Origin of the sequence: Natronospira bacteriovora, assembly GCF_030848495.1 — a bacterium.
GTDB classification, from domain to species: Bacteria; Pseudomonadota; Gammaproteobacteria; order Natronospirales; family Natronospiraceae; genus Natronospira; species Natronospira bacteriovora.
In genome coordinates this window covers 79,207-95,517 of sequence record NZ_JAVDDT010000003.1, presented here as the reverse complement: position 1 = coordinate 95,517, position 16,311 = coordinate 79,207, and the positions used below count along the sequence as shown (strand labels likewise).

At 63.4% G+C, this 16,311-nt stretch carries 15 protein-coding genes; 10 read left to right on the top strand and 5 right to left on the bottom strand.

Features of this window, described 5'->3' with window-relative positions; translation table 11 throughout:
- Nucleotides 1–71: 71 nt before the first annotated feature.
- Both RBH19_RS05995 and RBH19_RS05990 read left to right on the top strand, forming a co-directional pair.
- Nucleotides 72–1,163, top strand: coding sequence for a methyl-accepting chemotaxis protein (locus RBH19_RS05995; protein WP_306727916.1), 1,092 nt, complete (start codon nt 72–74; stop codon nt 1,161–1,163).
- 186 nt (nt 1,164–1,349) lie between these two features.
- On the top strand, nt 1,350–1,853 hold the full coding sequence (locus tag RBH19_RS05990; protein WP_306727915.1) for a hypothetical protein: 504 nt from the start codon (nt 1,350–1,352) through the stop codon (nt 1,851–1,853).
- Nucleotides 1,854–2,369: 516 nt separating this feature from the next.
- Here RBH19_RS05990 and RBH19_RS05985 read toward each other — a convergent pair.
- From RBH19_RS05985 to RBH19_RS05970, 4 genes are all read right to left on the bottom strand, one after another.
- Nucleotides 2,370–5,201: a valine--tRNA ligase gene (locus RBH19_RS05985; RefSeq protein ID WP_306727914.1), complete on the bottom strand. Its 2,832-nt coding sequence runs from the start codon at nt 5,199–5,201 to the stop codon at nt 2,370–2,372.
- Nucleotides 5,202–6,075: 874 nt separating this feature from the next.
- Complete coding sequence (locus RBH19_RS05980; RefSeq protein WP_306727913.1) at nt 6,076–6,396, bottom strand: hypothetical protein; 321 nt, start codon at nt 6,394–6,396, stop codon at nt 6,076–6,078.
- Nucleotides 6,397–6,408: 12 nt separating this feature from the next.
- Nucleotides 6,409–6,837 carry a DNA polymerase III subunit chi gene (locus RBH19_RS05975; protein ID WP_306727912.1) on the bottom strand — a complete coding sequence of 143 codons (429 nt, stop codon included), beginning with the start codon at nt 6,835–6,837 and terminating at the stop codon, nt 6,409–6,411.
- A 159-nt stretch (nt 6,838–6,996) separates the two neighbouring features.
- Nucleotides 6,997–8,487 carry a leucyl aminopeptidase gene (locus tag RBH19_RS05970; protein ID WP_306727911.1) on the bottom strand — a complete coding sequence of 497 codons (1,491 nt, stop codon included), beginning with the start codon at nt 8,485–8,487 and terminating at the stop codon, nt 6,997–6,999.
- A gap of 206 nt (nt 8,488–8,693) precedes the next feature.
- Between RBH19_RS05970 and lptF the strand changes: the two genes are divergently transcribed.
- Nucleotides 8,694–9,791 (top strand): LPS export ABC transporter permease LptF, encoded by a 1,098-nt coding sequence (gene lptF / locus RBH19_RS05965; RefSeq protein ID WP_306727910.1) that lies wholly within the window; start codon nt 8,694–8,696, stop codon nt 9,789–9,791.
- A complete protein-coding gene (gene lptG, locus RBH19_RS05960; RefSeq protein ID WP_306727909.1) occupies nt 9,788–10,849 on the top strand; it encodes an LPS export ABC transporter permease LptG in 1,062 nt (353 codons plus the stop codon). The genes lptF and lptG overlap by 4 nt, the downstream gene beginning before the upstream one ends.
- 7 nt (nt 10,850–10,856) lie before the next feature.
- On the opposite strand, the gene RBH19_RS05955 is transcribed toward lptG, so the two are convergent.
- Nucleotides 10,857–11,366: an RDD family protein gene (locus RBH19_RS05955; protein ID WP_306727908.1), complete on the bottom strand. Its 510-nt coding sequence runs from the start codon at nt 11,364–11,366 to the stop codon at nt 10,857–10,859.
- Between the two features lie 207 nt (nt 11,367–11,573).
- Between RBH19_RS05955 and pcnB the strand changes: the two genes are divergently transcribed.
- The 6 genes from pcnB (at nt 11,574) to panD (ending at nt 16,226) form a co-directional block, all read left to right on the top strand.
- On the top strand, nt 11,574–12,854 hold the full coding sequence (gene pcnB / locus RBH19_RS05950; protein WP_306727907.1) for a polynucleotide adenylyltransferase PcnB: 1,281 nt from the start codon (nt 11,574–11,576) through the stop codon (nt 12,852–12,854).
- Complete coding sequence (gene folK, locus RBH19_RS05945; protein ID WP_306727906.1) at nt 12,851–13,348, top strand: 2-amino-4-hydroxy-6-hydroxymethyldihydropteridine diphosphokinase; 498 nt, start codon at nt 12,851–12,853, stop codon at nt 13,346–13,348. The genes pcnB and folK overlap by 4 nt, the downstream gene beginning before the upstream one ends.
- A complete protein-coding gene (locus RBH19_RS05940; protein ID WP_306727905.1) occupies nt 13,345–13,998 on the top strand; it encodes a deoxynucleoside kinase in 654 nt (217 codons plus the stop codon). The genes folK and RBH19_RS05940 overlap by 4 nt, the downstream gene beginning before the upstream one ends.
- A 7-nt stretch (nt 13,999–14,005) precedes the next feature.
- On the top strand, nt 14,006–14,830 hold the full coding sequence (gene panB / locus RBH19_RS05935) for a 3-methyl-2-oxobutanoate hydroxymethyltransferase (RefSeq protein ID WP_306727904.1): 825 nt from the start codon (nt 14,006–14,008) through the stop codon (nt 14,828–14,830).
- Entirely contained in the window at nt 14,830–15,684 is an 855-nt protein-coding gene (panC, locus tag RBH19_RS05930; RefSeq protein ID WP_445353966.1) for a pantoate--beta-alanine ligase, read from the top strand. Before panB ends, panC begins: the two co-directional genes overlap by 1 nt.
- 161 nt (nt 15,685–15,845) lie before the next feature.
- Nucleotides 15,846–16,226, top strand: a complete 381-nt coding sequence (gene panD / locus RBH19_RS05925) for an aspartate 1-decarboxylase (protein WP_306727902.1) — start codon at nt 15,846–15,848, stop codon at nt 16,224–16,226.
- The last annotated feature ends 85 nt before the right edge of the window (nt 16,227–16,311 follow it).

Below are 16,311 nucleotides of genomic sequence, written 5' to 3'. Positions count from 1 at the left end.
TGTTTCTGTCGAATCCGTATCTTGTGGCCTTGACGGGGGGTGTCTTGCTGTCTCTTGGGGTAGCGGCGGCGATGTCACTGTTCACCCCCGCATCAACGGGGCTTCTCGGCAAGCTCGGTATCAGTGGTCCGGGTGAGCGTGGCAACCTCAAGGATGTGATACGGAGAACCCTGGGCTCCGTGCAGCCGGCTTATCCGATTTTGAGAGGGCATCTTCAGCGTGTTCAGGCTGAAACCGACTCCGCTGCGACGGGCATGATTCAGCGCCTTCAGGCAATGGATGATGAATCACGACGTTTTTTGACCTTTGTTGAAGAATCGGAGGCGGAAACAGAGACGCTGGGAGAGGGTAATGTGGCATTGCGGGCCAGCAAGGATAAGGCGGTCAGTGACATTGCCAGTTACATCGAGCGACGCAGTGCTCAACTCCAGCTTGAGCGGGAGCGGGCTGAACAGATGCTGGGGCGTGCCGACAAACTGATGGAGTCGGTGCAGATGATCCGTGACATCGCCGTCAAGACGAATCTCGTTGCCTTGAACGCGGCGATCGAGGCGGCGAGAGCGGGCAGGGCAGGGAGGGAGTTCGCGGTGGTGGCGGATGAGGTTCGCGCCCTCGCCATGAAGAGTCAGGAGGCCGCTCGATTCGTGGAACAGGAGATTCCCGCCGTCACCGCCATCATCAAGGACCAGTCAGCAGCAAAGCTGCAGGGGGAATCGGACGAGGTCGTTGAGGCCGAAGAGAGTGTGCTTCGGCGAATTCGAACAGAGCTGGAAGTGATGGCAGAAGAGCGTGAACGAGTCATGTCCCATCATGAAGCGGTCATGGCTCATTTGCGGGGCACCAGTCGCCGTCTGGCTGAGCAGAGCATGGAGGCACTGGCCGGAGTGCAATTTCAGGATATTACCCGTCAGCAGCTTGAACAGGTACAGTCCGCGCTCCATGCCATTGAGATGCATGAGCGCCGGATCTGTGATTCGCTTGAACCAGGGGAAGGCGATTCGAATGCCATTGAATCGTTCGATGTGGACGCACTGGCGAGCCATTATGTGATGGACTCTCAGCGTGATACCCATGTGCAGCATACGGGGACGTCCGGTTCTGAAGCCTCCCTGGATCAGCGGCGCACTTCCAGGGATGATTCAGCGACCGTGGAGCTGTTCTAGGCGATTCGCTGTCTGCGGGGTTGCCCGACAGCCCCCTTGAGGTATCCATGGCAGGTCGGGTGTGCGGGGAGCTAGACACCGTCGCTGCGGTCAAATGCCTTGTTGGAGGTATTGACCATGAGGCGATGGATTTGCGCATTGGCGTGCTGCCTGGCTTCCACTCCGCCAACCGCGGATGCATGGTCTGTGGCGGCCTATTGGGCCAAGAACAGCCCGGACCGCCTGATCGATATCGTGCGCGAGCTGAATCCGGAGATGCGCCGTTCCTATCTCAATGCGGTGGCACTGAGCTACAGCTGGCACGAAAGCGAGCGGGTGAGCTGGGAGTGGGAGGGGCAGCTGGTACGCCACTACGGCATGCAGCATCACTGGGAGAGCAATGTGGTGCTGGTGGCCCGCTGGATGGATTTCCCATGGGATCGCTGGCTGGATACCCGCTTCGCCTTCGGGCAGGGCCTGTCCTACGCCTGGGAAGTGCCTCCCCTGGAACCCCGCTCGGAGCCGGACGACGAAGGCTCGGCCCGCCTGCTCAACTATCTGCTGATGGAACTGGAATTCGCGCCGCCCTCACCGGACAGCCAATGGAGCGCCATGATTCGCCTGCATCATCGTTCGGGGGTGTTCGGCACCTTCAGCGGCGTGGAGGGTGGTTCCAACTTCATTGGCCTGGGATTGCGGTATCGGTTCTAAGGGGTTGTTGGTCTCGGTTGGATTCGTGCTTTTCTGGTTTCGATTGGGGTTGGTCCCTCCGAGCCGGTGATGGGGGCGCGTCTCGGCCTAGGTGCCGGCAGGGGTTTGCAAGGACGCCGTGAACCCATCCCTGGGGGCTCTGGTCGCGACGTCCTGTCGCTCACAGCCTTGCAAACCCCTGCCGGCACCTAGGCCTGCTGATTGGGGTTTCACCTGTGCCGTGCCTGCTGAGAACGAATTCGCGCTGCGAGAGGAATGACTTCGGCCTGCGCTATTGGATGACACCCTGACAAGGGCCTGAACCAAACCAGCGGCTGGCACTGCCCAGGTGACAATTACCCAGAGTAGGTCCGGGTTCCGGTGGCCTTGCTCAGGGCTGTGAGCGACAGGACGTCGCGACCAGAGCCCCCAGGGATGGGTTCACGGCGTCCCTGAGCAAGGCCACCGGAACCCGGACCGGAACGCAGCCCCATCACCGGCATCGAAGGGAACAAAGCTAGCCGAAGCCACAAGCTCTTAAAGCGCGGATATCTTCTCCCGCTTGGCATCCAGACGCTCCAGAGCGGCACGCATTTCCTCGGCCTTGCCGCGCTCCTTCTCCACCACCTCGGCCGGGGCATTGCTCACGAACTTCTCATTGGCCAGCTTGCGCTCGGCCTGCTCCAGGCCCTTGCGGAGCTTGTCCAGCTCCTTCTGCAGACGCGCCAGCTCCGCTTCCTTGTCGATCAGGCCGGCCATGGGCACCAGAATCTCCATCTCGCCCAGCAGGGCCGTGGCCGATTCCGGCGGATTGCTGTCCGCCTCCAGCACCGTCACCGTCTCCAGGCGGGCCAGATTGCCCAGCAGGTGGTGGTGGCGCTCGAGTCGTTCACGGTCCTCATTGCCACTGTTGGCCAGCAGCACGTCCAGTGGCTTGTTGGGTGAAATATCCATCTCACCGCGGATGCGTCGCACGCCCAGAATGAAGCCCTGCAGCCAGGCCATCTCCGATTCAATGGCCGCATCGGCATGGCCGGCCGTCTTCGGCCAGGGGGCATACATGATGGTGTCGCCCGACTGCCCGGCCAGCGGGGCCACCCGCTGCCAGATCTCTTCGCTGATGAAGGGCATGATGGGATGCATCAGGCGCAGCAGGGTCTCGAGCACCCGCACCAGGGTCTGGCGGGTGCCGCGCCGGGCCGCCGCTGAGCTGTCCTCGGACTGCAGCACCGGTTTGGACAGCTCCAGGTACCAGTCGCAGTACTCGCTCCAGGTGAATTCGTAGAGGGCCTTGGCGGCCAGGTCCAGACGGTACTCGCCCAGGCGCTTGCCCACCTCCTCGATGGCGTGATCCAGGCGCGAGAGGATCCAGCGATCCGGCAGGCTCAGCTCCACCTCGCCCTCGAGACCGGTGTCCTGGTCTTCGGTGTTCATCAGCACATAGCGGGCCGCATTCCACAGCTTGTTGCAGAAGTTGCGGTAACCCTCGATGCGCCCGAGATCGAAACGGATGTCACGGCCGGTGGTGGCCAGGGCCGCGAAGGTGAAGCGCAAGGCATCGGTGCCGAAGGCCGGAATGCCGTCGGGGAACTCCTTGCGGGTGGCCTTCTCGATCTTCTTTTCCTTCTTGGGCTGCATCAGCCCGCGGGTGCGCTTGGCCACCAGATCGTCCAGCTCGATGCCGTCAATCAGGTCGATGGGGTCGAGCACATTGCCCTTGGACTTGGACATCTTCTGACCTTCACCATCGCGGATCAGGCCATGCACATAGACTTCATGGAAGGGCACATCGTCCATGAACTTCAGGCCCATCATGATCATGCGGGCCACCCAGAAGAAGATGATGTCGAAGCCGGTCACCAGCACATTGGTGGGGTAGAAGTGTTTCAACTCCGGAGTCTGGTCCGGCCAGCCCAGGGTGGAGAAGGGCCACAGGGCGGAAGAGAACCAGGTGTCCAGCACGTCCTCATCCTGTTCCAGCGCCACCTCGGGGCCCAGTCCATGCCTGGCGCGGACTTCTGCTTCGTCGCGCCCCACATAGATCTTGCCCTGCTCGTCATACCAGGCCGGAATGCGATGACCCCACCACAGCTGGCGGCTGATGCACCAGTCCTGAATGTTGCGCATCCACTCGAAATAGGTGCGATCCCAGTTGCCCGGCACGAAACGGATGCGACCGTCTTCCACCGCCTTGATGGCCGGTTCGGCCAGTGGCTGGGCACGCACGAACCACTGATCGGTCAGCCAGGGCTCGACGATCTCGCCACTGCGATCGCCTCGTGGCACCATCAGCTTGTGATCATCAATCTTTTCCAGCAGGCCTTCACGCTCCAGCCAGTCCACCACCGCCTGGCGGGCCGCCTTGCGATCCAGGCCCTGCAGTTCGGCGGGGATCTCCTTGAGGGTCTCCAGCTCCGACTGCACCCGGCCCTGATCACCGGGGCCGGCTTCACGGGCGGTGTCCGCTGACAGGATCGCCGCGTTGGCATCCATCACATTGATCAGCGGCAGCTCGTGCCGTTCACCGATGGCGTAGTCATTGAAGTCATGGGCGGGGGTGATCTTCACACAGCCAGAACCAAAGGCCGGATCCACGTAGTCATCGGCCACGATGGGGATCTCGCGCCCGGTGATCGGCAGGCGAATGGTCTTGCCGATCAGCCCGCGATAACGCTCATCCTCGGGGTGCACCGCCACGGCCGTGTCACCCAGCATGGTCTCGGGCCGGGTGGTGGCCACCGAGACATGGCCGCTGCCGTCACTGAGGGGATAACGGAAGTGCCAGAGGTGGCCGTTTTCCTCTTCCGATTCCACTTCCAGATCGGACAGGGCGGTGTGCAGCACCGGGTCCCAGTTGACCAGGCGCTTGCCGCGATAGATCAGGCCTTCTTCATGCAGGCGCACGAAGACCTCGCGCACGGCCCTGGACAGGCCGTCATCCATGGTGAAGCGTTCCCGCGACCAGTCCACCGAGGCGCCCATGCGCCGCAGCTGGCCCTGGATGGTGCCACCGGATTCCTCCTTCCATTCCCACACCCGCTGCACGAAGGCTTCCCGCCCCAGATCATGGCGGGTCTTGCCTTCGGCGTTCAGCTGTCGTTCCACCACCATCTGGGTGGCAATGCCGGCGTGGTCGCTGCCGGGCTGCCAGAGGGTGTCCTTGCCCTGCATGCGCTGGAAGCGGATCAGCGCGTCCATGATGGTGTCCTGGAAGGCGTGCCCCATGTGCAGGCTGCCGGTCACGTTGGGTGGCGGGATCATGATGCAGTACGGGTCGCCGCTCAGGCTGGCGGGGGCGAAATAGCCCTTTTCTTCCCATTCCCGGTAACGTGCCTGCTCGAGATTGCGGGGATCGTAGGTCTTGTCCATGGGGCGAGGCCTTGAGTTCGGATCGCGGAAAAACGTTGCATTATAGCGGGTGTGGTGGGGGGATTGGCAGGGGCGTGGTTCTTGGCTTCTTGTGAGGCTGGACCCTTCGGCTCGGTGACGGGGGGCGTCCCGACCCAGGGGCAGACGGGGGCTTCGCAGGGACGCCGTTAATCCATCCCTGGAGGCTCTGACCGCGACATCCCTGTCGCTCACAGCCCTACGAAGCCCCCGTCTGCCCCTGGGTCTACTGTTTGGTGGGGTCACCTGGGCCCTGCCAACTGAGAGCGTTTTCAGGCTGTGAAATCTGTGACTTCAATAGGGCACATGAAGTGGTTACAGCTGCAGCCTGAACAGGTTCTTCGGTTGGCAGTGCCCAGGTGACCAACACCCAAGATAGGCCGAGGGTCTGGCGGGCTTGCTCAGGACTGTGGGCGACAGGACGTCGCCCCCAGAGCGTACAGGGATAGGCCCTTCCCTTCGCCCCCAACGAGCCCGCGACCGCACGTATTTCGTCTCTCGTGCGGCGCGCCGAGCGTGGTGTAGCCGCTGTGCTACATGAGCGAGGCGCAACAAAGCGAGAGGCGAAATACGTGTGGTCCCTCCGGGTTCACAGTGAGATCCGCCGCTCCGGCGTTGCAGTGCTTGCCCGTAGTTGAACTACTGTGCTGCGCACTGCGCCTTGGAGCGACGAATCTCACTGTGAACGCGGGTTCGTTGGGGGCGAAGGGAAGGGCCTCACAGCGATCCTGAGCAAGCCCGCCAGACCCTCGGCCGCAACGCCCCCCGTCACCGTGTCGAAGGGCACAGCCTATCCAATGGCAGTGTTATTTGAGTGAACCAGGAGAGAAATCTCGTCAGGTGGGGGAGTGGAGGGTCAGGGCCGTTCCTGATCTTTCGCGATGTTCCGGATTTCGCGTTTGAGGGTTTTCATCACATCTTCGGCCAGGCTGTCCGCCAGGCGCTGCACACGCGAGCGAATCAGATTCTCCACCCGGCGGTCCAGCTCCTCGATGAAGGCCTGGCGCAGGCGTTCGGCCTCATCGGGGCCGGCCGCGGCAGCCGGCTCCGTGGCGGCAGGCGGGTCTTCGAACAGATCAAGATTGGGGGGTGGAGCGGCCTTGCTGCCAGGCTGCACCACTTCCCGCAGGGTCGGGATATGTTCCTTGCCACCACCTTTGCCATCTCGCCCACGCATGGCTGATCTCCTCTAGAGCCGGTGCATTTCCAGCGGATAGCCCCGGTCGCGGTAGAAGCGGTAACGCGTTCTGCCGCGGGCCTTGGCCTGATCCTCGTTGGGAATGGTTTCTACCACCCGCTCGAAGCGGCTGAAGAAGTCGGGGATGTCGTCAGCGCAGTTGATCAGCAGATCGTAATCACCCCTGGGCGCCTCGCCGCTGCCGATGACCACCGGGAAATCGGGTTCGGCGTCCACGTCGGCGGCCAGGCCGTGGGGAATGAAACTGCGATCACGGAAAGTCCACAGCAGTTCGTCCAGCTTGCGGGCCTGCTGCTCGTCCTTGCCGTGGAGAAAGATGCGGTGCCCGAGCCGGAAGGCCTTCTCGGTGAGACGGCACACGAACTGCTCCTGTGCCGTGGGCTGTTGCTGCGAAAGGAGGTAGAAATCCACCCGGGTCATGAATGCCCTGCCTTCAGTGGTTTGGGAAAGTCTGGTTGCAAATGAGGCACTTGTCAAACATTCCTTCGGGTTTTTCGATCCCTGGCAAGAGCCCGGTGCCCCGGATACAAAAAACCCCGGTGGCCGAGGCCACCGGGGTGTCACCGGAGGGAATCCGGTTCAGGCCTTGTCGATCAGGTACTGGCTGAGCAGCGGCACGGGCCGTCCGGTGGCGCCCTTGTTGGGGCCATTGCCACTGACCCAGGCCGAGCCGGCCACATCAATATGGGCCCAGCGCTGGCCTTCGGTGTAGCGGGCCAGGAAACAGCCGGCGGTGATCGAGCCGGCTTCCTTGCCGCCGATGTTGGCCATGTCGGCAAACTTGGTCTTGAGCTGATCCTGGTATTCATCCCAGAGCGGCAGGCGCCAGGCTCGGTCCCAGGCCTTGTTGCCGGCGGCCAGCAGTTCTTCGGCCAGGTCATCGTGCTTGCTCATCAGACCGGAGGCATGGTGGCCCAGGGCGATGACGCAGGCGCCGGTCAGGGTAGCGATATCGATCAGGGAGACCGGCTTGTAGCGCTGGGCGTAGGTCAGCGCGTCATTGAGAATCAGGCGGCCCTCGGCATCGGTGTTGAGGATCTCGATGGTCTGGCCGGACAGGCTGGTGACCACGTCACCCGGCTTGTTCGCCTTGCCGTTGATGTGATTCTCGGTGGCTGGAACAAGGCCGACCACGTGGATGGGCAGTTCCATGTCGGAAACGGCCTTGATGGTGCCGAAGACACTGGCGCCACCGCACATGTCGTACTTCATCTCGTCCATGCCCGGGCCGGGTTTGAGGGAGATGCCGCCGGTATCGAAGGTCAGTCCCTTGCCCACCAGCACGTGGGGGCGGGTCTTGCCCTTGGTGTTCTTGTATTCCATGACGATGAACTTGGCCGGTTCATCGCTGCCCTTGGCCACTGACAGGAAGGAACCCATCCCGAGTTTCTTGCAGTCGGCTTCGCTGAGGATGGTCGCCTTGATGTTCTTGTCATCCTTTGCCAGTTTGCGCGCCTGGCTGGCCAGATAACTGGGGGTGCAGACATTGCCCGGCAGATTGCCCAGTTCGCGCGCCAGGGCGGTGCCGGCAGCGATGCCGCTGGCATGACGCAGCGCCTTCTCGGCGGCCGCCTTGCCACCGCCTTCGTAGTGCACATCAATGGATTTCAGCGTGGCGGCAGGAGCCTTCCTGGACAGGGTTGCCTCATAGCGGTACGCGGCGTATTCGGCGGCTTCCACCAGGTGACGAACACCCCAGTAAAGCGGATCTTCCTCACACGGGAAATCGCCGGCGGTCAGGAACAGGGCTTTCTTGACCCCGGCCTCGTTGAGCGCCTGGACCGCCGTAATGGTGGCTTCCCGGAAGGCGCGGGGGCCGAACTTCTCCTTCTCGCCCAGACCCACCAGCAGCAGCTGCTGGGCGGCGGTGCCTTCAGGATCAAACAGCAGGCGGCTGCTGCCGGTGTCACCACTCATGGCGCCGGCCTTGATCACGGACTTGATGCGTCCACCGGTGGCCTTGTCCAGCGCCTCGGCCGTCGGGCTGAGCTTGCCCTTGCTGAACACGCCAGCGACCAGGCACTGGCTTTTCTGCTTCTCGGGGGCGCCTGACTTGATCCTGAATTCCATGCTGACTCCTGAGCAAATCCTGAAGAAAATCGCGGTGTCGGGTGTGTGCCCGGCAGCGACTGAAGAGGGGCGTAATTATACAGGATCAGGCATGCTTTCGCCGATGAATCCGGCCCCCTCCGCTGCAGGCCGCGGTCACATCGGCATGCCTCTGCCGGTGTATCCCTGATAAACTGCCGACTCCTTTCAGCATCAGGACAGCCGGTGTGCAGACGGTCATCGAGCGCTACATAAACAGGGAAGTGCTGCTGAACTGGATCGGTGTCACCGGTGCCTTGCTCATCATTCTGATGAGTCATCGATTTGCCCGGTTTCTGGGGCAGGCCGCCAGCGGTGACATCCCGGCCGATGCCATCTGGTCCCTGATGGGTCTGTCCACGGTTCAGTATCTGGTCATCCTGGTGCCCATTGCCTTTTTCCTCGGCGTCCTGCTGGCGCTCGGTCGCCTGTACAAGGACAGCGAGATGGCGGCCATGATGGCCTGTGGCGTGGGCCCCCTGAAGCTTTACCGTGCCCTGGCCTGGATTGCCCTGCCCATCATGTTTCTGGTCGCCTGGCTTTCGCTTTACGGTTCACCCATGGCCAGTCAGGCCATCCACCAGGTTCAGCAGGCGGCCCAGGCAGAAGCCCGGCTTGGGGTGTTCGAACCGGGCGCTTTTCGCCGACTGGAGGGGGCGGATGGGGTGTTTTACGCGGAACGGCGCGAGGCCGATCTGCTCCGGGGCGTGTTCATTCAGGCCTTCGATGGTGATGAAGAGATCGTGATCCGTGCGCGCCGTGGCCGGGTCGAGACCGATGCGGCGGGATACCGTTACCTGGTGCTGGAGGAGGGCTACCGTTACGAACTCCAGCCGGGCAGCCGGGCCATGCAGCGCAGTCGTTTCGAGCGCCATGGCCTGCAGTTGCCGGAAGCGGCAGAGCCCGGTATGAGCGATCGCCGTGATACCCGGGCGGTTCGTGAGCTGCTGGCCTCCGGCACACCGGAGGACATGGCGGAATTTCACTGGCGCCTTGCCATGCCCATCGGTGGCCTGGTGCTCACCATTCTGGCCGTTCCCCTGGCACGGATTTCGCCGCGACAGGGGCGTTATGGTCGCCTGTTCGCCGGTATCATCGTCTATGTGCTGTATTCCAACCTGCTGGCCACCGGACAGGTGTGGCTGGAGCGTGAGCAGATACCGACCTGGCTCGGCCTGTGGTGGGTTCATGCCCTGGTGCTGGTTGCGGCCTTGCTGTGGCTGCTTCGGCAGAACGGTGGTGCGCGCCGATTCCTGGCGCGGCCCGGGGAGGCGGCCGGGACATGACCATCCTTGATCGCTACCTCTCCCGTGCCGTGATCGGCGGCAGTCTGCTGGTGCTGATGGTACTCATGGCCCTGACTGCCTTCGTTGGTCTTGTGGGGCAGTTCGGAAATGTGGGGACGGGGAATTACGGCATCAGCGAAGCCCTGCTCTACGTGCTGCTCAGCCTTCCGCGTCAGGCCGTGGAAATGATGCCGGTGGCCGTGCTGATTGGCAGTCTGCTGGCCCTGGGTACCCTGGCCAGCCAGAACGAGCTCACGGTGATGCGGGCCGCCGGCATGCCCATCGCCCGTATCGGGCGCGGTGCCGTCTTCGGTGGTTTTCTGCTGGCGGTTGCCTGCGGCCTGCTGGGGGAGTGGGTGGCCCCCCAGGCCGAGCGACAGGCCGAACAGCTGCGTGCCCAGGCCATGTACCAGAATGTGAATATCCTGGGTCGGGACGGTGTCTGGCTCCGGGATGGCAGGCAATACATCAATGCCCGCCAGGCGCGTGATGCCGGGCAGCTTGAAGGCTTGTACATCTACGAGTTCGCCGATGACCAGCAGCTTCGGCGTGTGACGCGTGCCGCCCGGGCGGTTTTCGATGGCGAGAGCTGGCAGCTGGAGGGTGTGAGGGAAACCCGGCCCGGTCCGGATCGTATCAGTGCGGAACAACTGGAGCGACGGGACTGGGAAACAGGCATCGGGCCCGAACTGCTGTCATTGGTGAGCGTCAGCCCTGAAATGCTGGGCGCCCTGGGGCTGCGCGATTACATCCGCTATCTGGAACAGAACAACCTCGACGCGGACCAGTACCGAATCGCCTTCTGGTTCAAGCTGGTGATTCCCGCGGCGCTGCCGGTGATGGTGCTGCTGGCCATGCCTTTCCTGTTCGGTTCCCTGCGATCATCCGGTGCCGGGCAACGACTGGTGGTGGGCCTGGTGATCGGGATTGCCTTCTATCTGGTCAACATCACTTTGTCCAATGTGGGCGCCATCATCGCCGCGCCGCCTTTCCTGATCGCCTGGGCACCCACGCTTCTGCTGCTGGGTATCAGCCTTGCCGTCATTCGCCGGCTCTAGTGAGCCACTAGCGCTTCTCCCTCGGCAGCAGCACCATCTGCGTACCCGACCCCAGGTCATGCAGGCTGCGGCCCTGGCCGTCCACCAGTGTCCAGCCCATGGACAGGGTCAGCGGCAGCAGACACAGCATGCCCAGCCAGTCCGGATAGTCATCCAGCTGCATCAGGGTGAGGCCATAGAGTGCCGCAACGATCAGGGCCAGCATCAGTGCGGCCCGGATGATCAGTGCCCGCAGACCGGGTGGGTTCTGCCGCCCGTCCACGATACGCAGGCGCCAGGCCAGCATGCCCAGAGTTCGGCCGCTGCGATGCCAGAACCAGACGAAGAACAGGCCGGTAATCAGAATCAGGTAGGCCAGGTAGGCAGGATGCTGGCTGTCGATGGCTTCACCGCCGGTGAGCGGCAGCAGCAGCAGTGTGCCCAGGAACCAGATGGCAATCACCAGCAGGCCATCATAGAGGGCGGCGGCCAGGCGTCGAAGCAGGCTCGGGGCAGGCAGGGGCGTGGAGATGGACATGGTGTTCGGTTTTGCCGGTTTCCGGGTTGGATCAACGCACTGGGCGCGAATGAAATCTCCGGAATGGTATCATGAGCCCCCATTGAGGCCCCGCCCCGGCCGGGATTCCCGGCGGGCAGGATCGGCCATCCATCTGACCATTCACTGCAACAGGCCGGAGCCGGCCGGAAAAACAGGGAAGGGATCGTCATCGCTACGCCAGTGATCGTGCCGAGACCCCAGCATAATGTCTCGCGCCAGCACATCTCCGACAATGCGCTCAAGGTGCTCCATCGCCTGAACAAGGCCGGGTTCGAGGCCTACATCGTGGGCGGCGGGGTGCGTGATCTGCTGCTGGGCGGTCAGCCCAAGGATTTCGATGTTGCCACCAATGCACGCCCCGAAGAGGTGCGCGAGCTGTTCCGCAACTGCCGCCTGATCGGTCGCCGCTTCCGCCTGGCCCATGTGTTGTTCGGCCCGGAAGTGATCGAGGTGGCAACCTTCCGCGCCCTGTCGGTCGCCGAGGACGATGATCGCAACGTGGATGACAGCGGCATGATCCTGCGCGACAACGTCTACGGCAGCATGGAGGAAGATGCCTTCCGGCGCGACTTCACCATCAATGCCCTGTATTACGGCACGCATGATTTCGCCATCGTCGATTATGTGGGTGGCATGGAAGACATCGAGCGCCGCTCCATCCGCCTGATCGGGGATCCCGAAGAACGTTACCGGGAAGACCCGGTGCGCATGCTGCGGGCAGTTCGTTTTGCCGCCAAGCTCGACTTCGACATTGCGCCGACGACTGAAGCGCCCCTGCAGTACATGGGCGATCGCCTGGAAGACATTCCGCCGGCCCGACTCTTCGATGAATACCTCAAGCTCTTTCTCTCCGGCCAGGCGCTGAAGACCTTCGAGAAGCTGCATCAGCACGGCTTGTTCGGCATGCTGTTTCCGCATACGGTGGCTGCCTTCGATGGCGAACAGGGCGAGGTGATGCTGGCCTTCGTCCGCGCTGCCCTGGCCAATACCGATCGCCGGGTGGCGGAAAACAAGCCGGTGACGCCGGCCTTTCTGATAGCCGCCTTTCTCTGGGGACCCATCCAGACCCTGGCGGCTCGACTGGAAGTGGAGGGCAACAGCCCCGCCGAATCCCTGCAGCTGGCCACGCGTCTGGTGATGGAACGACAGCAGTCGCGGGTGTCCGTGCCACGGCGTTTCGGCCTGGTGGCCCGCGAGATGATCCTGATGCAGCCGCGGCTGGAACGAAACCGTGGCCGCCGCGCCATGCGCCTGCTCGGCCATCCCCGTTTCCGGGCCGCCTATGATCTGCTGGTGTTGCGGGCAACGGCGGGTGATGCACCCCGGGCACTGGCGGATTTCTGGACCGAGGTCCAGAACATGGATGAGCGCGCTCAGGAGGAGGCATTCCAGGTGCGTGGCGGTGGACGCGGCCCCCGGAAGAAAAGGCGCCGACGCCGCAAGAACCCGGCCGCCGGTCAGTCATGACGGCTTCAGCGACCGCCTGGATCGGACTGGGCGCCAATCTGGGTGAGCCAAGGGCGCAGGTTCTGCAGGCCCTGGCGGCGCTGGAGGCGCATGAATCGATGTGCCTGCTGCGGCGCTCCAGTCTTTACCGGACGCCCCCCATGGGGCCACCCGGGCAGCCGGATTACATCAATGCCGTGGCCGGTATCGCCACCGGCCTCACTCCGGAAGCCCTGCTGGAGCAGCTGCTGACGCTGGAAGGTCGGCTGGGGCGTCAACGCCAGGGCGAGCGCTGGGGGCCGCGGGTGATTGATCTGGATCTGCTCTGTTACGGGAACGAACAGCGCCACAGTGATTTTCTTCGCCTCCCGCACCCCGGCATCAGCGAGCGCGGCTTCGTGCTCCTGCCACTGGCCGAGTTGGCACCCGGGCTGGTGATTCCCGGTCATGGCCGTGTCCGGCAGCTGCTGGATCGGCTGGACGTGAGTGATATAGAGATGATCGAGGCAGCATGAACGTGGACAGTCCCGGACATCGCTACGTGGTGGTCGAAGGGCCCATCGGTGTGGGCAAGACCAGTTTTGCCCGCCGTCTGGCCGAAGACTGGAATGCCGAACTGATGCTGGAAGGGGCGGACGCCAATCCCTTTCTGGAGCGTTTCTACGAGGACCCGCGCGCCGCAGCCCTGCCCACCCAGCTCTTCTTTCTCTACCAGCGGGCCCAGCAGATCCAGTCCCTGCGCCAGTCCGACCTCTTCCAGGCCGGCACCCGGGTGGCGGATTTCCTGCTGGACAAGGATCGCCTGTTCGCCGCCCTGAACCTGGATGAACATGAACTCAGGCTCTACGAACAGGCCTGGAGCCATCTCTCCCTGGACGCCCCACGGCCGGATCTGGTGGTCTATCTGCAGGCGCCCGTGCCGGTGCTGCTGGATCGCATCCAGCGCCGGGGCATCGCCTGGGAACAGTCCATCACGCCGGAATATCTTAACCGCCTGGTGGACGCCTACACGCAGTTCTTTCACCATTACGATCAGGCACCACTGCTGATCGTGAACACCACGGATATCAATCCGGTGGAGCGCGAGGCAGACTATCGCCTGTTGCTGGATCAGCTGCGCCAGATTCGCAGTGGCCGGCATTACTTCAACCCCGGCCCGATCTGAGGTTTTCATGTACGGCAACCATTCCACACAGCCCGCCCGCAAGCCGGTGACCCTCCGCCGTCTGGCGAAGATGAAGGCCGAGGGCGAGAAGATCGCCTGCCTCACCGCCTATGACGCCAGCTTCGCGCAGGTGGTGGATGCCGCCGGAACTGATCTGGTGCTGGTGGGGGATTCCCTCGGCATGGTGATCCAGGGGCATGCCACCACGGTGCCCGTCACCATGGACGACATGGTCTATCACACCCGCTGCGTGGCCCAGGGGCTGTCGACCACCTTCCTGGTGGCGGACATGCCCTTTCTCAGTTACAGCGATCCGGTCCGGGCGGTGGATAACGCCGGGCGCCTGATGCAGGCCGGCGCGGCCATGGTCAAGCTGGAAGGCGCGGCCGGTCAGGCCGAGGTCATCTCCGCCATGGCCGGGCAGGACATCCCCGTCTGTGCCCACCTGGGTTTGCGCCCTCAGTCGGTGCACAAGGCCGGGGGCTTTCGCGTCCAGGGCCGGGAGGATACGGCCGCCGCGGCCATGCAGGCCGACGCCCGAGCCCTGGTCGAGGCCGGTGCCGACCTCTTGCTGCTGGAATGCGTTCCGCGGGATCTGGCCGAACGCATCACCCGGGAGGCACCGGTGCCGGTGATCGGGATTGGTGCCGGCCCCGGCGTGGATGGGCAGATCCTGGTGCTGTACGACATGCTGGGCATTCCCCCCGGGCCAAAGCCACGATTCGTGCGTGATTTCATGGCCGACGCCGACGATGTGCCGGCGGCCATCGCCGCCTATGTGCAGGCCGTGAAATCCGGTGATTACCCGGCCCCGGAGCATGGATTCGAATGATTGAGACAGTGCAGGCAACAGAGGCCCTGCGTCGGCAGGTGAGTGCCTGGCGGGCCGAAGGGCTGAGCGTGGGCTTCGTGCCCACCATGGGCAATCTGCATGAAGGCCATCTGGCGCTGGTGCGGGATGCCCTGCGTCAAAGCGACCGGGTGGTGGTGAGCATCTTCGTCAATCCCATGCAGTTCGGTGCCAATGAGGATCTGGATGCCTATCCGCGCACTCTGGCCGAGGATCAGCTCAAGCTGGAGGCCGTGGGCGCGCATCTGCTCTTCCATCCTTCCGTCGAGGCGGTGTACCCGGAAGGCGAGGCCGCCTGCAGTGCGGTGCTGGTCCCCGAATCCCTGACCGATATCCTCTGCGGAGCCTCGCGACCGGGGCATTTTCGTGGCGTGGCCACGGTGGTGGCGAAGCTGTTCAACATGGTGCAGCCGGACTGCGCGGTGTTTGGCGAGAAGGATCTCCAGCAACTGCGGGTCATCGAACGCATGTGTCGGGATCTGGACTTTCCCGTCCGGATCATTGGCTCCCCCACCCTGCGAGAGACCGATGGCCTTGCTCGCAGCTCCCGCAATGCCTACCTGACTGAATCGGAACGTGCGGTGGCGCCGGCCCTGCATCAGGCGCTCCAGGGTGTGGCCCAGGCCGTGGCCGAGGATCGCGGCCGCATTGACGAGGCCGTGGCATCGGCGGTGGTGGATCTGGAGGCCCGGGGTTTCCGGGTGGATTACCTGGAAGTCCGTGACCGGCTAACCCTGGCGCTGCCCGAGCCCTCGGCCGATCGTCCCCTGGCCGTGCTGGGCGCGGCCCACCTCGGGCGTGCCCGACTGATTGACAACGTGGCCGTTCCCGCCTGAGGCTCCCGGCTTGAGCGGCAGAGGCGCCTGCTTTAGAATCCGCGCCCTGTGCCGGGGCGTCGCCTTATGTCACGCGAGCGGTTCCATGCGATAATGGCGACCGGCTGGCGGGCATTGCCAGCCCTTTTGATGACCGTGATGTGCTGGAAGAACCGAACACCATGTTTGTAACCCTGCTGAAAGCCAAACTGCATCGTGCCTGCGTGACCCACGCCGAAGTGGATTACGAGGGATCCTGCGCCATTGACGGCCAGTTGCTGGATGCAGCCGGCATCCATGATTACGAGCAGATCGAAATCTACAACGTCACCAATGGTGAGCGTTTCTCCACCTATGCCATTCGTGGTGAGGAAGGGTCGCGCATCATTTCCGTGAACGGCGCGGCGGCTCACAAGGCCAGTCCGGGTGACCGGGTTATCATCTGTGCCTACGGTTCCATGGACGAGGCCGATGTGGCTCGCCACTCGCCGCGTCTGCTGTACATGGACGAGAACAATCAGGTGAAGAACAGTCGTAACGCCATTCCGGTCCAGGCCGCCTGAGGCCGGCCGCGAATGCACTGGATTGCTGACACTGCCGGGCCATGCCCGGCAGTGTTGTATCCGGGGCCGGCCAAGCCGGGCCTCA

What these genes read in the sequence shown, in the direction of transcription:
- RBH19_RS05995 (WP_306727916.1), top strand. Translation starts at nt 72, where the DNA reads ATGTCACTGTTCACCCCCGCATCAACGGGGCTTCTCGGCAAGCTCGGT.
- panB (WP_306727904.1), top strand. Translation starts at nt 14,006, where the DNA reads ATGTACGGCAACCATTCCACACAGCCCGCCCGCAAGCCGGTGACCCTC.
- panD (WP_306727902.1), top strand. Translation starts at nt 15,846, where the DNA reads ATGTTTGTAACCCTGCTGAAAGCCAAACTGCATCGTGCCTGCGTGACC.
- folK (WP_306727906.1), top strand. Translation starts at nt 12,851, where the DNA reads ATGACGGCTTCAGCGACCGCCTGGATCGGACTGGGCGCCAATCTGGGT.
- RBH19_RS05975 (WP_306727912.1), bottom strand. Translation starts at nt 6,837, where the DNA reads ATGACCCGGGTGGATTTCTACCTCCTTTCGCAGCAACAGCCCACGGCA.
- RBH19_RS05940 (WP_306727905.1), top strand. Translation starts at nt 13,345, where the DNA reads ATGAACGTGGACAGTCCCGGACATCGCTACGTGGTGGTCGAAGGGCCC.
- RBH19_RS05970 (WP_306727911.1), bottom strand. Translation starts at nt 8,487, where the DNA reads ATGGAATTCAGGATCAAGTCAGGCGCCCCCGAGAAGCAGAAAAGCCAG.
- RBH19_RS05985 (WP_306727914.1), bottom strand. Translation starts at nt 5,201, where the DNA reads ATGGACAAGACCTACGATCCCCGCAATCTCGAGCAGGCACGTTACCGG.
- lptG (WP_306727909.1), top strand. Translation starts at nt 9,788, where the DNA reads ATGACCATCCTTGATCGCTACCTCTCCCGTGCCGTGATCGGCGGCAGT.
- RBH19_RS05955 (WP_306727908.1), bottom strand. Translation starts at nt 11,366, where the DNA reads ATGTCCATCTCCACGCCCCTGCCTGCCCCGAGCCTGCTTCGACGCCTG.
- RBH19_RS05980 (WP_306727913.1), bottom strand. Translation starts at nt 6,396, where the DNA reads ATGCGTGGGCGAGATGGCAAAGGTGGTGGCAAGGAACATATCCCGACC.